13 protein-coding genes are annotated in these 13,835 nt (G+C 35.6%); 4 read left to right on the plus strand and 9 right to left on the minus strand.

Going from position 1 to position 13,835, the window contains the following annotated elements; all coding sequences use genetic code 11:
• Window positions 1–104: 104 nt before the first annotated feature.
• The 4 genes from G5B37_RS01525 to mnmE form a co-directional block, all read right to left on the minus strand.
• The gene (locus G5B37_RS01525; RefSeq protein ID WP_164678300.1) at window positions 105–968 is read right to left on the minus strand and encodes an SDR family oxidoreductase; all 864 of its coding nucleotides are present in this window, start codon (window positions 966–968) and stop codon (window positions 105–107) included.
• 23 nt (window positions 969–991) lie between these two features.
• The gene (locus G5B37_RS01530; protein ID WP_164678301.1) at window positions 992–2,014 is read right to left on the minus strand and encodes a serine hydrolase domain-containing protein; all 1,023 of its coding nucleotides are present in this window, start codon (window positions 2,012–2,014) and stop codon (window positions 992–994) included.
• Window positions 2,015–2,216: 202 nt separating this feature from the next.
• A complete protein-coding gene (locus G5B37_RS01535) occupies window positions 2,217–4,010 on the minus strand; it encodes a tetratricopeptide repeat protein (RefSeq protein ID WP_263649824.1) in 1,794 nt (597 codons plus the stop codon).
• Window positions 4,011–4,103: 93 nt separating this feature from the next.
• A complete protein-coding gene (mnmE, locus tag G5B37_RS01540; protein WP_164678302.1) occupies window positions 4,104–5,492 on the minus strand; it encodes a tRNA uridine-5-carboxymethylaminomethyl(34) synthesis GTPase MnmE in 1,389 nt (462 codons plus the stop codon).
• Between the two features lie 322 nt (window positions 5,493–5,814).
• On the opposite strand from mnmE, the gene G5B37_RS01545 reads away from it, so the two are divergent.
• A complete protein-coding gene (locus tag G5B37_RS01545) occupies window positions 5,815–6,180 on the plus strand; it encodes a DUF4870 domain-containing protein (RefSeq protein ID WP_164678303.1) in 366 nt (121 codons plus the stop codon).
• A 101-nt stretch (window positions 6,181–6,281) separates the two neighbouring features.
• Window positions 6,282–6,707, plus strand: coding sequence for a DUF1573 domain-containing protein (locus G5B37_RS01550; RefSeq protein WP_164678304.1), 426 nt, complete (start codon window positions 6,282–6,284; stop codon window positions 6,705–6,707).
• A gap of 65 nt (window positions 6,708–6,772) precedes the next feature.
• On the opposite strand, the gene dnaN is transcribed toward G5B37_RS01550, so the two are convergent.
• The 5 genes from dnaN to G5B37_RS01575 all read right to left on the minus strand — a co-directional run bounded on the left by dnaN (window position 6,773) and on the right by G5B37_RS01575 (window position 11,678).
• Window positions 6,773–7,891, minus strand: a complete 1,119-nt coding sequence (gene dnaN, locus G5B37_RS01555; RefSeq protein ID WP_164678305.1) for a DNA polymerase III subunit beta — start codon at window positions 7,889–7,891, stop codon at window positions 6,773–6,775.
• Between the two features lie 148 nt (window positions 7,892–8,039).
• Entirely contained in the window at window positions 8,040–9,725 is a 1,686-nt protein-coding gene (gene gldG, locus G5B37_RS01560) for a gliding motility-associated ABC transporter substrate-binding protein GldG (RefSeq protein ID WP_164678306.1), read from the minus strand.
• A 1-nt stretch (window position 9,726) separates the two neighbouring features.
• Entirely contained in the window at window positions 9,727–10,440 is a 714-nt protein-coding gene (gene gldF / locus G5B37_RS01565) for a gliding motility-associated ABC transporter permease subunit GldF (protein WP_164678307.1), read from the minus strand.
• Window positions 10,441–10,494: 54 nt separating this feature from the next.
• Window positions 10,495–10,806 (minus strand): putative quinol monooxygenase, encoded by a 312-nt coding sequence (locus G5B37_RS01570; protein ID WP_164678308.1) that lies wholly within the window; start codon window positions 10,804–10,806, stop codon window positions 10,495–10,497.
• A 41-nt stretch (window positions 10,807–10,847) separates the two neighbouring features.
• Window positions 10,848–11,678: an SAM hydrolase/SAM-dependent halogenase family protein gene (locus G5B37_RS01575; RefSeq protein WP_164678309.1), complete on the minus strand. Its 831-nt coding sequence runs from the start codon at window positions 11,676–11,678 to the stop codon at window positions 10,848–10,850.
• 111 nt (window positions 11,679–11,789) lie between these two features.
• On the opposite strand from G5B37_RS01575, the gene G5B37_RS01580 reads away from it, so the two are divergent.
• Together G5B37_RS01580 and G5B37_RS01585 are read left to right on the plus strand one after the other, a co-directional pair.
• The gene (locus tag G5B37_RS01580) at window positions 11,790–12,746 is read left to right on the plus strand and encodes a PhoH family protein (RefSeq protein WP_164678310.1); all 957 of its coding nucleotides are present in this window, start codon (window positions 11,790–11,792) and stop codon (window positions 12,744–12,746) included.
• An 82-nt stretch (window positions 12,747–12,828) separates the two neighbouring features.
• A complete protein-coding gene (locus G5B37_RS01585) occupies window positions 12,829–13,779 on the plus strand; it encodes a phosphoribosylaminoimidazolesuccinocarboxamide synthase (RefSeq protein WP_164678311.1) in 951 nt (316 codons plus the stop codon).
• Window positions 13,780–13,835: the final 56 nt, after the last annotated feature.

Raw genomic sequence — 13,835 nt, forward strand, 5'->3', positions numbered from 1 at the left:
TCTTAAAGTCTCTATTTGTAGCCGAATAAAAAACAGGCTTAACATTTTAGTGCTAAGCCTATTTCTGAAGATGTTGATGCGAGATGACTGTACTTTTTTTCAGACTATATAAAATTCTTGGCCTCTTGATTATAATAGTCCGATAAATGTCTATTTCCAAACGGCGGAGCAATATTGTCTTCAGCCATAAGCGTTAAGAAAAACTCAATTGGCCCATAGGTTTTCGCACTTGTAAAAATTCTTAAACCCCATATAGTTATCCTTCTTAAAAAATCTGGCATATGAACAATCTTGATGGGTTTGTTTAGGGCACTTAATGCGAGTTTACTAATATCATTAAGACTTAAAACATCGGGGCCTCCAATAGTTATTTCATTAGTATTCTCATCTAGCATGTCTACAATAGCTCTTGCCAAATCTTCACCGTGGATAGGGTTAAATTTTTGATTGCCTGATCCAAATAAATAGACACGACCAGAGTTTGCCATTCGCAAAAAATCTTTCATATCTGAGAAAAAGCCGTTAGGTCTTATTATGGTATACGCTACCCCAGAAGATTTTAACGCATCAACAAATTTTTCTTTTGCTTCGAAAATTTTAAGGTTTCGGTGGAAATTTCCGTTAATTGCAGATACATATACAAAATGTTGCACTTCGCTTTTTACAGCTTCTTTCAACAAGTTCATATTGGCTTGATAGTCTACATCCATATAGGTTAAACCATCTTTTTGTCTTGTAATACCTACAGTAGAAATTACGATGTTAATCCCTTTGCAAATGTCCCGCAAGGTTTCTGGATTTGTAACTTCGGCTTGTTTTACCTCCAAATAATCTTCATTCCTATGTTCTACTTTATTTGGATTACGAGCAATGGCGATGACCTGATTCTGTTTCTCAATTAGCACCTTCAATAAGTAACTACCTAAATAACCTGTAGAACCAGCTAATAGTATATTAGTGTTTTTCATTATTCGAGAATTAATAGACCAGATTAATTAAATTCGTTTGTCAATAATTGTTGAATAATGGTATTACGTTGTGTGCCTGTATTGTCTTGCTGATTGCTTAGAAGTACTATTGTTGCATCATATTCTGGTATAAATCCAATCATACTCCAATAACCATTTATATCGCCACCATGCCAATACATTGTGTTGCTTCCTTCTTGTGTAGTAAACCAACCTAAACCGAAATCCACAAATCCACTAGGCACATTTTTAGCAAAAATTTCTTCTTTTTCAGCTTGGGTGAACCAATTAGTACTTATAGCGTTAGTCCATGTTTCCAAGTCTTCTGGGGTGCTACTGAAGTCACCAGCGCCAAATGTTATTGCCATTGGATACGTACTATTTACATTCCCGTCTAAATAGCCTTGCGCGTGCGTGTTTAGGTCGATAGTATTTGTGCCTCTGTAAGAATTAGACATGCCTAACGGATTAAAAATTTTCTGCTGAATATAGTCATGGTATGTCATTCCCGACAATTGTTCTATGAGTAATGCTGCAATTAAATAGTTTGAGTTACAGTATTGCTTGTCTGAACCTGGTATGAAGTTGAGACCATTATCAGATATTAAGTCCGTAATAACCTCATACAAGTCAGATTCATCTAACTCCATCCCTGAGTCGAATGCTTGCTCTGCTATGAATTGATATTCTGGAATTCCTGATTGATGTGACAATAGGTGTTGAATTGTAATCTCATTTCCGTTTGGAAACTCTTGATTAAATTCACTTAAAGTTTGACTGTAACTGTTTATTAAGCCATCGCGTTTTAGTTGTACAATAGCCGCTGCCGTTAATGTTTTAGTTACCGAACCTATGCGATAGGCAAGGTTGTAATCTTGTGGCAATCCAGTGTTTTGATTGGCTAATCCAAAACCTTGTCGCACTACATCTTGTCCATTTTTTGTTACAATAGCAAAGCCACTAAAATCAATTTCGGTTAGTAAACTTTCCACGGTTGTGTCATTGGTGGATGGTGTATAAATATCATCGTCATTTGAACAAGACATTAAGCTTGTTAAAGTAAGACAGAGCGACAATAGGAAGAGGTTTGTTTTGATTTTTTGATTTTTTGCTAAATAGTTTTTAAATCTTAGAATTGATACATACATAATTGTTTGTTTTTTGATTATTAATTATGATGCAAAGATTCTGCAGATTACTTTGGCAATCGTACTAAATTATAATCTGAAACAAACTAGTAAAGATGTATTACATATTGGCTTTCATCCAAGCTCTAGGAGTAACGTTTTCTATTTTTTTAAAATAGGTATTGAATACACTTTTAGAATTAAAACCGCTATCATAGGCTAACCCTAAAATTGTTAAATGTGAATTTTTTGGGTCTACTGCTATGGTTTTGAAGTAATCTAAGCGGTAAGAATTAACAAAGTCATTGAAATTAAGAGAAAATGCTTTATTGATTAAGTACGATATTTTATTGGTGTTTGATTCTAAAATTTCTGCAACTAGTTTTAGATTTAATTGCGGATTAAGAAATGGTTCTTCTTCTTTAAAATATAATAGCAATTCGTCTTTTAATGTTTCTATTTGAATTTCGTTTAAAATAGCAGAAGTGGTTTTTTCTGTATTTTCTTGTGATAATTTAACCTCAGAAAGTTGTAAACTAGAATGGTGTAGGTCTTTAAAACCTTGCATATTGTGCAGTGGCTGTAAAAAAGGTTCTTGTCTATAGTTTATGACTTGACCACGCCTATGTTTCACCATTTCGCTTAAACTAGAAAACGCGAGCTTTTTGTGGTTTGAGTTACTTAAAATAAATAGATCATAGGGGACTAGCATGGCCTCATTTTTTGAAATTTCAGACCATTTTTTAATAAGGTGATTTGGAACCTCAACTCCTTCGTTATTGACAAGGTTGAATAGTAGATTTTTCTCTTCAATTAATGATGACTTATCAATAAATTTACTGAACTGTTGTTTTTTGTTCAGATTGATTAAACAAAAACATTTTAAATGATGGGCTAACTCTAACCCAGGATTAAGTGTCAATGCATAATTGATGCATTCTAAGGCTTTATTGTATTGCCGTTGATAATAATATATATGTGCAATTGTGTAATGATTATTTGCTGAAAGCGGATCTACTTCTAAAAGTTTGTTTGCATAAATTTTGGCGTGATCAAAAAACCCAAGTGCAATGAATAACTCTGTCATTGCTTCTAATCCATCAATGTGCTTTGGATTAATTTCTAAGACTTTGTTAATATGAATATATGCGTTTTTAAAATCCCATTCCTCCCAAAAAAATTTACCTACAAATGATAACGGATATTCTGGCAAGGAGGTGTCTATCTCTTTGGCTATAAGTAAATTACTTATTGCTAAACCTATAGCTTCCTCATAAGGCATATAACCCCACATTCCTAATAGTCCATAGCATTGTAACTTGGCGTAATAAGCTTTCGCATAATTTTTGTCTAACGCAACAGCTTGATCATAACATACAATAGCTTGGTTTATGCTATCTGGAGTCCATTTTAATTGTAATGATCGCCCTTTCAAAAACATTTGATATGCATCAATATTATTCGTGGGTTGTGTAATTAATTGGTCTTGAATTTCAAAATGTCCAAAATTGTTTCGAACTTCATCAGCAATGGTAAGGCTGATCTCATCCTCTAAATCAAAAATATCTATTAATTCTCTATCAAATTTTTTAGACCAATAATGGGTGCCGTCCTTTATGTCAATTAATTGTGCGGTAATTCTAATTCTATCTTGAGATTTCTTAATACTTCCTTCAAGTATGGTATGTACGTTTAATTGCTCACCAATTTTTCTAATATCAATATCTTTTCCTTTAAAGGCGAAAGACGAGGTTCTGGCAATAACTTTAAGTTGACTAATTTTTGTTAGCGCATTAATTATTTCTTCGGTTATACCATCGCAGAAATATTCATTGTTAATATCATTACTCATATTAACAAATGGTAAAACGGCTATTGATTGTTGATTGATCAAATGTTTGTTTTCGTAAGACAAATCTAAAAAATAAAATACGAATGTGCTGCTGCAAATAACTTAATAACAATTAAAAAGTAAAGTCAGAACAAGTCTTTTACAACAGTTTTAATTCTATTTGCCGATACAAAAATTCGCGAAAATATTACCTAGCAATTCGTCATTAGAAATTTCACCGGTAATTTCTCCAAAATGATACAGTGCTTGTCTAATATCTATTGCCAAAAGATCACCGCTTAAACCAGCATTAATTCCGCCTTGTACTTTTTGTATTTCTTCTAACGCTTTTAAAAGTGAGTCGTAATGTCTAGTGTTTGTTACAATAGTTTCATTATTTCGCAAAGCCCCAGTGTTTACAAAGTTAAGTAGGGTAGCTTTAAGGTCTTCTACGCCCATGCCAGTTTTTGCTGAAATCGTAATCAATTCAGGAATTACATCTTTTAATGCTGAAATTTCCGCAGTTGAGAGCTGATCTACTTTGTTAGCAATAACAACAAGCGATTTTAATGGGTGCTTGTTTTTTATTTTTTCAATTTCAACATGTATGTGAGAACTTAATTTTTTAAAGTTGATAGCATCAAACAAATACACTACCACTTCAGATGCGTCCATTTTCTCGAAGGTTTTTTTAATGCCGAGACCTTCAATAGTGTCTTTTGTCTCTCTAATTCCGGCTGTATCTATAAATCTAAAGCCAATGCCACCAATAGTGATTTCATCTTCAATAGTATCGCGTGTTGTTCCAGCGATATCACTAACAATAGCACGCTCTTCATTTAAAAGTGCGTTGAGTAAAGTAGATTTTCCTACATTAGGTTCGCCTACAATGGCAACAGGAATTCCATTTTTAAGCACATTACCCGTTGCAAATGAATCTATAAGACGTTTAAGAACTTGTGTAATTCTCGTAATTAATTGCTGAAACTCATCTCTATTGGCAAATTCTACATCTTCTTCGGCAAAATCTAACTCGAGTTCTATTAGGGAGGCAAAATTTAAAAGCTCTTCTCTAAGTTGTTTAATTTCATTACTGAAACCTCCACGCATTTGCTGTATAGCCAATTGGTGGGCCGCTTCAGAATCACTAGCAATTAAGTCGGCTACCGCTTCGGCTTGACTTAAATCCATTTTTGCGTTTAAGAATGCACGTAGTGTGAATTCACCCGCTTGCGCCATTCGGCAACCTTTCCGAAGACATAATTGAATTATTTCTTGTTGAATAAAAGCACTACCATGGCAGGAAATTTCAACTACATCTTCGCCGGTATAGCTATTAGGATTTTTAAAAACAGACATTAAAACTTCATCCAACACACGTGTTCCGTCTTTTATATGTCCTAAGTGTATGGTATGTGTTTTCTGTTCTGAAAGTTTCTTGCCTGAAATTGAGGTAAAGATTTCTGAAGCAATAATAATTGCATTGTCACCAGAGAGACGGATTATCGCAATGGCGCCTGCTCCCGAAGGGGTGGCTAAGGCTACAATAGTATCGTTATGTGTCATGTAAAAATTTGTGCAAACGGAATATACAACCGCTTTCATATGCAAAAATACAAATTATTACAGCTGCGCACTAGACAGTTAGTTCGCAATGTTGGCACACGGGTGTAACGATAAATTCTTGGGCTTGAGTTTAATGCCATGTAACATTTTATTATTTTTTGCTACAAATAAATAAACACAACCATGAAAAAGGAAACTGAAGAGCATTCAAACAAACCTATGTTAATGAGATTACTCTTGTTTGTTGGAGTAGCAGTGGTAACCTTTGTAATCGCTTCATGGATTATTACCCTTTTTAAGTAACCTCTAAATCAATCAAATCATGGAAATCATTAGCACAACACACGCGGCGAAACAAGTAGATAACAACCTTTTGGTATTTACGCATTTGTCACAATTATTAACGTATGTCACCGGTTTTGGTGGCTTTGTAGTTCCTCTTATACTTTGGCTTGTAAAAAAAGACCAAATTGTGGGAATGGACGAACACGGTAAGAGTATTATTAATTTTCAAATTACCATGTTCTTAATAGCACTAATTAGTGTACCTGGGATTTTCTTATTCGGGCTCGGGATACTCTCGCTAATCTACGTTGGTATAGTATCTCTGGTAGTACCTATTGTAAATGCTGTGCGAGCAAGTAATGGAGAAGCACCATCGTATTTTAGCACGATAAAGTTTATCTAGTAAATAAATAGAACGGGGTCTAGTACCTTTCCCAACCCTCATTTCTTACGATTTGAGGGTTTTTTAGTTCAGTTTTGGTGTTCATTTTAAAAACGAACATTATGAAAACTACTTTAAAATTTCAACTCGTATTAATTGTATTGGCTTTATTTCCTTTAGCAAACGTTGCTTCTGCGCAAGGGGTAAGTGTGGCAGCAAAGGGCGAATTTCAATTTGAAGCAACAGAAATTGATTATGGGACTATTGAAAAAGACTCGGATGGGACTAGAACTTTTTCGTTTACAAACGTGGGAAGCGTTCCAATTGTAATTACCGATATTAAATCAAGTTGTGGTTGTACAGTACCTACAAAGCCAAAGGGGCCTATTATGCCAGGGCAAACTGCCGAAATAGGAGTGAAGTACAAGACAAATAAAGTGGGGGCTTTTACAAAATCTATCACGGTGCTCTCTAATGCTAATGAATCTAAAAAAATTCTAAAGATTAGAGGAATTGTGGTTGATTCTAAAAATAAATTGGGAGAATAATTGCTAAAAAACTTCTCTCTGTCCTTGTCCTTTTATAGACTCGGGGTAAGAGAGAAGTTCTCTATTTAATTGTTCAGCATTACCGGCATAACCAGCATGGTAACCTGTTCGCCTTCGTCTAAACCATCTACAGGGGTTAAAATACCCGCACGATTTGGAAGACTCATTTCTAATGAAACCTCGTCGCTGGTTAGGTTGTTTAACATTTCAGTTAAAAAACGAGAGTTAAAACCAATCTGCATGTCATCACCTTGATAATCGCATGTTAAACGTTCTTCAGCTTTGTTGCTATAATCTATATCTTCTGCTGAAATATTAAGTTCGGCACCTGCAATTTTTAAACGAATTTGATGTGTGGTTTTATTACTGAAAATACTTACACGACGCACACTGTTTAAAAACTGATTGCGATCAATACTCAATCGATTTGGGTTCTCTTTTGGAATAACTGCTTCGTAGTTTGGGTATTTACCATCAATTAAACGGCAGACCATTTCAATATTCTCGAAACTGAATTTCGCATTGCTTTCGTTGTACTCAATAGTAACTTCTTCTTCGCTACCAGCCAATATACTCTTTAAAAGGTTAAGTGGCTTTTTTGGCATGATAAACTCTGCTGCTTGAGATGCTGAAACATCTTCGCGGGTATATTTTACCAGTTTATGGGCATCTGTGGCCACAAATGTAAGTCCGTCTGTTGCAAATTGAAAAAATACACCACTCATTACAGGTCTTAAATCATCATTACCGCTTGCAAAAATAGTTTTGCTAATTGCGGTCGCTAAAATATCGCCTTGCACATTTGTAGCTGAAGGGTCTTTTAGCTCTACTGCCGTAGGAAATTCTTCACCAGCAGCGTATGCAAGGGCATATTTACCGTGGTTAGAGCTAATTTCAACAGTATTGTTATCTTCTATGGTAAAAGTAAGTGGCTGTTCAGGAAATGTTTTTAGGGTATCCAATAACAGACGTGCCGGTATACAAACACTCCCAGATTCGCTACTTTCTACATCAAGTTTAGAAGCCACGGTAGTTTCTAAATCTGAAGCGGACACCGTCAGGGAATTTCCGTCGAGATTAAATAGAAAATTATCTAAAATAGGAAGGGTGTTATTACTGTTTATAATACCTCCAAGCACTTGTAGCTGTTTTAAAAGGTACGAACTAGATACGATGAATTTCATGTAAGGTTATTTTCTATACTATTATTCTATGGAAACGCGCTTTAGGCGAATCTCTTTTTCATAACAAGCAGACCTTAAACGATACTAAGCTTGTTGAAGTACAAATATATCCTAAAACCAACGTTCTTTAAAACTAACTTATTAACAGTTAACGCGTGTATTTACGCTTTCTGAAATAGCCAAATGCAAATCCAAATACTGCTAACAACGTCAACGGTAGCAGTATGTTAACAAGTTGCCAGTAACTGCGTTCTGCGATTGTTTTTTGTGGATCTAGAAACGGAACAGCAATTTTCTTATTCCGTATGTTTATAAGTCCGCTATCATCCAACATATAATTCACCGCATTTAGTAAAAACTCCTTATTTCCGTAAAACGCTTGTGTCCATTTATCGAACCCTAATTCTAAGGGTCTACCGTTGTCTAACTGATTTTTAATCACGTCGCCATCACTTATTACAAGCATGCGCGTAGGGGAAGATTTGGTTTTATCTTTTATAGCTGCGGAAAGTTTAAATGGTTTAATTCGGTTCGAAAAAACAGATGGGAATTCACCTTCCAACAAAACAGCTGTTGGGGTTTCGCCAGCGTTAAATTCTGACGGATTTGGACCTTGATTTACAATACTAAGGGCTTCGGGTATTTCTTTGTTAATATCCAATTCTATTGGAGTCCCTTGCTTCTTTGTAATAGGAGAGGAGCTTAGTAAGATGGTTTTCTTTACCGCATTAGGTAGCGTGTCTATACCGCTTACGTATTCAAACTTAACGGCTTCAATGTTGTTTACAATAGGGTGGTCGTTTGCGCTTGCGCTTAGTGGGTGATATAACCAAGGATATTTGTTGTATTGCGCATCTCGCTCATCTCCAGATGCCATTACAATTGGGGCACAATACACATCTTTTAGTACGTTCGGGTTAATACGTACGCCATATTTAAAGAAAAAATCTCCTAAATTTAATTCTCTAGGTATGATTACAGTATTGCCATTCTCAGGATTTTCAATCAATTCTGTGCCGTCAACTAACCAAATAGATGCTCCACCGTTCATGGTAAACTGATCTAAGATATATTTTTCTGCATCGGTGAATGCTTCAGTTGGTTTGGCTATTACGGCCAAATCGAAGCTATTTAGCTGCTCTAAAGTTCTCAAAGGAGCCACTGCGGCAGAATCTAAGGTAAAAGGTGCTGTGTAGTAAGTGTCTCGTAGCGTGCTAAATAGGTCGGCTACATAGCGATCGTCTAGTTCTCCATTTCCTTTTACCACAGCAATACGTTTGCTTTTAGCATTTATTAATTTATGAAACCCTTCTGCAAAGGCATACTCTAAATTTTGTACGGAATTGTTTATACGTTCTTCAGATGTAGCACCAAGTGTATTCTTTAATAAAGGAATTTTAACAGTGCGTTCATTAAAATAAGCAAGTGCCCACGGATACACAATTTCAGTAGAAACTTTACCGTTTTCACGAACTTCAACTTGTGCGCCCTTCATACCTTGAGAAGCAAATTGTTGCTGTAAAGCTTCTGGATTGTCACTCTCTAACGGATTGACAAAATTGAATTTAATATTAGGGTTGTAATTGGCGAACTCTGCCAATAATTGTTCTGTTTCAATTTGTAATCTTTTAAACTCTGGTGGAAAATTTCCTTGTAAAAAAACATCAATAACAATAGGAGAGTTTACCGTAGCAACTGTTTCTTTGGCTTCTTTAGATAGGGTGTAACGTTTGTCTTGCGTCATATCGAAACGACTGTAAACGTAATGAGATACCACATTTACAGCAACAATGCAGAGCAATACAAAAACAATATAGACAAACTTGTTTTTCATGTTACCTTTTCCGCAGTTTAAAAATGGTACAGGCAATAAAAAATCCTGCCACGCTTAAGAAGTAAATAAGGTCTCGCGTATCTAATACACCTCTCGATATACTTGTAAAGTGTGCCTTTAACCCTAAAAATGATATATCGAGGTTTTGATTCACACTTGCCAACCCGTCAAAACCAAAATAGAGTACAAAGCATAAAAAAACTGCGATAATAAATGCCACAATCTGGTTTTCTGAAAGGGTAGAGGCAAATACACCTATGGCGGTAAATGCTAAAACTAAAAAAAGCAACCCTAAGTAAGAACCAATAGTGCTGCCAACGTCCCAATTCCCTTCGGGGTTTCCTAAACTAGAAATTGTCCAAATATAGAGCAAGGTTGGAAGTAGTGCTAGAATAATTAATACTACGGCTCCTAAATATTTACCTAAAACAATGGCGCGTAACGAAAGTGGTTTTGTAAGCAGAAGCTCTAGCGTACCCATCTTCAATTCATCGCTAAAGGCACGCATGGTGACAGCGGGAATTAGAAACAGTAAAATCCACGGTGCTAATTCAAAGAAAGCCGAAAGGTCTGAAAAACCAGCATCTAGGATGTTGTAATCCCCACCAAAAACCCAAAGAAAAAGACCGTTTATCACTAAAAAGAGTCCAATAACCAAATACCCAATTGGGCTGGCAAAAAAACTAGTTATTTCTTTTTTAATGATTGCTATCAAGCTATACTTCTTTAGTTTTAAGTTGCTGAGGCTCTCGATGTGTTATACGTAACACTAGTCAAGGTTCTCAGATTGAATTTCCTCTATAACATCTACGCTCCAAGCGGCGGCTTTAGAACGAAATTTTGGTTTGGTTGTTGCCCAAATTCCTTTAAATAAATCACTGCTTCTATAGGCTTCTAAGTCTTCTTCAGAATTCCATTTGCTGTAAGTAAAGAAGGTGTTTAGGTCTTTTTTATCTCGTAACAGCTTTAAATGTTGACAACCAGGAAAATTTCGAATTTTAGATTTTACAGTTTCAAAATTAGCTAAAAAGGAACTAACCTCCTCTGCTTTAAACTCCATCTTTACTATTCTTGTAAACATACTATTCTTAAACGATTTACGAGCTTCTTTTGTGCTATTCTCTATTCAAAATTGATGGTTACTGCGTCTCTAAACTCCAAACCAAATAGAGTAGATGCACTACCTACTGTAGATGGATTACTTTTGTAAATAGCCAACTCTAGAAATCCAGAAGAGTTCCAAATAGCTAATTTTTTACCATCTTCTTCGCGTCGCTCTTTTGGAGTTTCAAAATGTATGGCGTCGCTATAATGGGTGTGTATGTTATTAAAACTAGCACGTCTAGCGGTAATTTTAAAATTCCTACCCTTGCCAATTTTATCAAATAAGGTCTTGTTGATATTGCTAACAACATTTCCGTAATTATCTATATAAATTACATTGCCAATAATCTGATTTGCTTCAGAATTAACCACAGGTTGAATGCCAACCAATTGTTTTACTTCTGAAATAGGTTTTCCTATAACTTCAAGGGTTCCTCCACGGGCGATATGACAGGCAACTTTCACAAAAACATCGAGCACAGGAAAATTACTTATAATTCGGTCGTGGATATTAATTTCAACAATCTTTTCAGGGTTGATTTCCGAAGTTAACATTGATATAATTCCGTTGTTAGCACACACAAAATAATGTCCGTCAAGTAATACTGCAATATGTTTGTTTTCTGGGTTTAATTCAGAATCGATTCCGATAATATGAATGGTTCCTTGCGGAAAACTTTTGTATGCATTTTGTATAATATACGCCGCTTCTGTACTATGAAATGGAGAAATACTATGTGAAATATCAACAATGCGTACTTCTTCGAGTTCACTGTAAATAGCGCCTTTAACCGCACCCGCGAAGTGATCTTTCTCTCCAAAATCGGTTGTAAGCGTTATAATGGGCATTGGTTAATTGTTGATATGTTGTTGAAATTACTAGTACAAAAATAAGGTACTTTTGTGGTTGGAAAAACTATATTTACACATACATTTCTAATGTTATAAACAACACTGCTTTTGAACGAACTTATCATTGAACTCACCGAGATTAGCCCAAGAGATTTCTTCGGACTGCAAAATGCCAACATAAACCTTTTAAAAAAGTATTTTCCTAAGCTAAAACTTGTTGCGCGTGGCAGTAAGTTGAAAGCTTACGGAGATGAAGAAGAACTCGAAGAATTTGACAAGCGTATTAGTATGCTTCTTGAACATTTTGGTAAGTACAATAAAATAGACGAAAACATAATAGAACGCGTATTGCTAAGTCGTAATAAGGATGAATACGAAACTTCTCCTAGTAGTGGCGAAGTATTGGTGCATGGTGTAAGCGGAAAATTAATCAAAGCCCAAACTGCAAATCAGCGTAAATTAGTAGAGTTAACGCAAAAAAATGATATGGTTTTTGCCGTGGGTCCTGCAGGAACTGGAAAAACATATACGTGCGTAGCATTAGCCGTTAAAGCACTAAAAGAAAAACAAGTTAAGCGAATTATCTTAACCCGTCCCGCTGTAGAAGCTGGAGAAAATTTAGGATTCCTTCCAGGCGACTTAAAGGAAAAGTTAGACCCCTATATGCAGCCTTTGTACGATGCGCTACGCGATATGATTCCGCATGAAAAACTAGAAAGCTACATTGAAAAAGGTGTTATACAAATCGCCCCTATGGCATTTATGCGTGGTCGTACGCTAGACAATGCTTTTGTGATTCTAGATGAAGCACAAAACACAACCCATGCACAGATGAAGATGTTTTTAACGCGTATGGGAAAAAGTGCAAAATTTGTAATAACTGGCGACCCAGGACAGATAGATTTGCCGAGACGTATTATTTCAGGGTTAAAAGAAGCACTCTTAGTATTGAAAGATGTAAAAGGAGTGGGCATTATATTTTTAGACGATAAAGATGTAATTCGTCACCGTCTTGTAAAAGAAGTGATAGCAGCGTATAAAAGCATCGAAAATTTAGACTCTTAGACAAAATATAAATTATAATCATATAATATCCATTCAAGGCATTATTTGGAATATTGTTACTATTAAAAACCTACAATTAGCTATGAATACTATAATAGATACTAATTTTAATTTTCCAGGTCAAAAATCTGTGTACAAAGGAAAGGTAAGAGAAGTCTATACCTTAGCAAATAATCAGTTGCTAATGATTGCTACCGATAGGTTAAGTGCTTTCGATGTGGTGATGCCAAAAGGAATACCATTTAAAGGACAAATTTTAAATCAGATAGCTACTAAGATGATGCAGGATACTGAAGATTTAGTCCCTAACTGGCTAACTGCTACTCCAGATCCTAACGTGGCGGTAGGAGAAGCTTGTGAGCCATTTAAAGTTGAAATGGTTATTCGTGGTTACATGAGCGGTCACGCTGCGCGCGAGTATAAAACAGGCAAACGGATGCTCTGTGGTGTTGCTATGCCAGATGGTATGAAGGAAAATGATAAATTTCCACAGCCAATAATTACACCTGCTACGAAAGCTGAAATGGGCGATCATGATGAGGACATTTCTCGAGCTGAAATTTTAAATCGTGGTATTGTATCTGAAGAAGATTATGTTGTGCTAGAAGACTACACAAAAAAACTCTTTAAGAGAGGTACCGAAATAGCCGCTAGCCGTGGGCTGATTTTAGTTGATACCAAATATGAATTTGGAAAAACCAAAGCAGGAAAGATTGTGCTTATAGATGAAATACACACTCCAGATTCTTCGCGTTACTTTTATGCAGATGGCTACGAAGAACGCCAACAAAAGGGAGAGGCCCAAAAACAGCTTTCTAAAGAGTTTGTGCGCCAATGGTTAATACAAAATGGTTTTCAAGGCTTAGAAGGACAGAAAGTGCCTTTTATGAGTGACGATTACATTGCGACGGTTTCAGAAAGATATATAGAGTTGTATGAAAACATTACTGGAGAAACCTTTGTTAAAGGTGATGTGGCAAACATTGAAGCAAGGATTGAGAAAAATGTAATTTCATATTTAGACAAAAATTAGTCATAAGTTACTTCCTACAACACCTTCATTTATTTTGTAATTTATTAACATAGAGT

This window comes from Rasiella rasia (assembly GCF_011044175.1).
Lineage (GTDB): Bacteria > Bacteroidota > Bacteroidia > Flavobacteriales > Flavobacteriaceae > Marinirhabdus > Marinirhabdus rasia.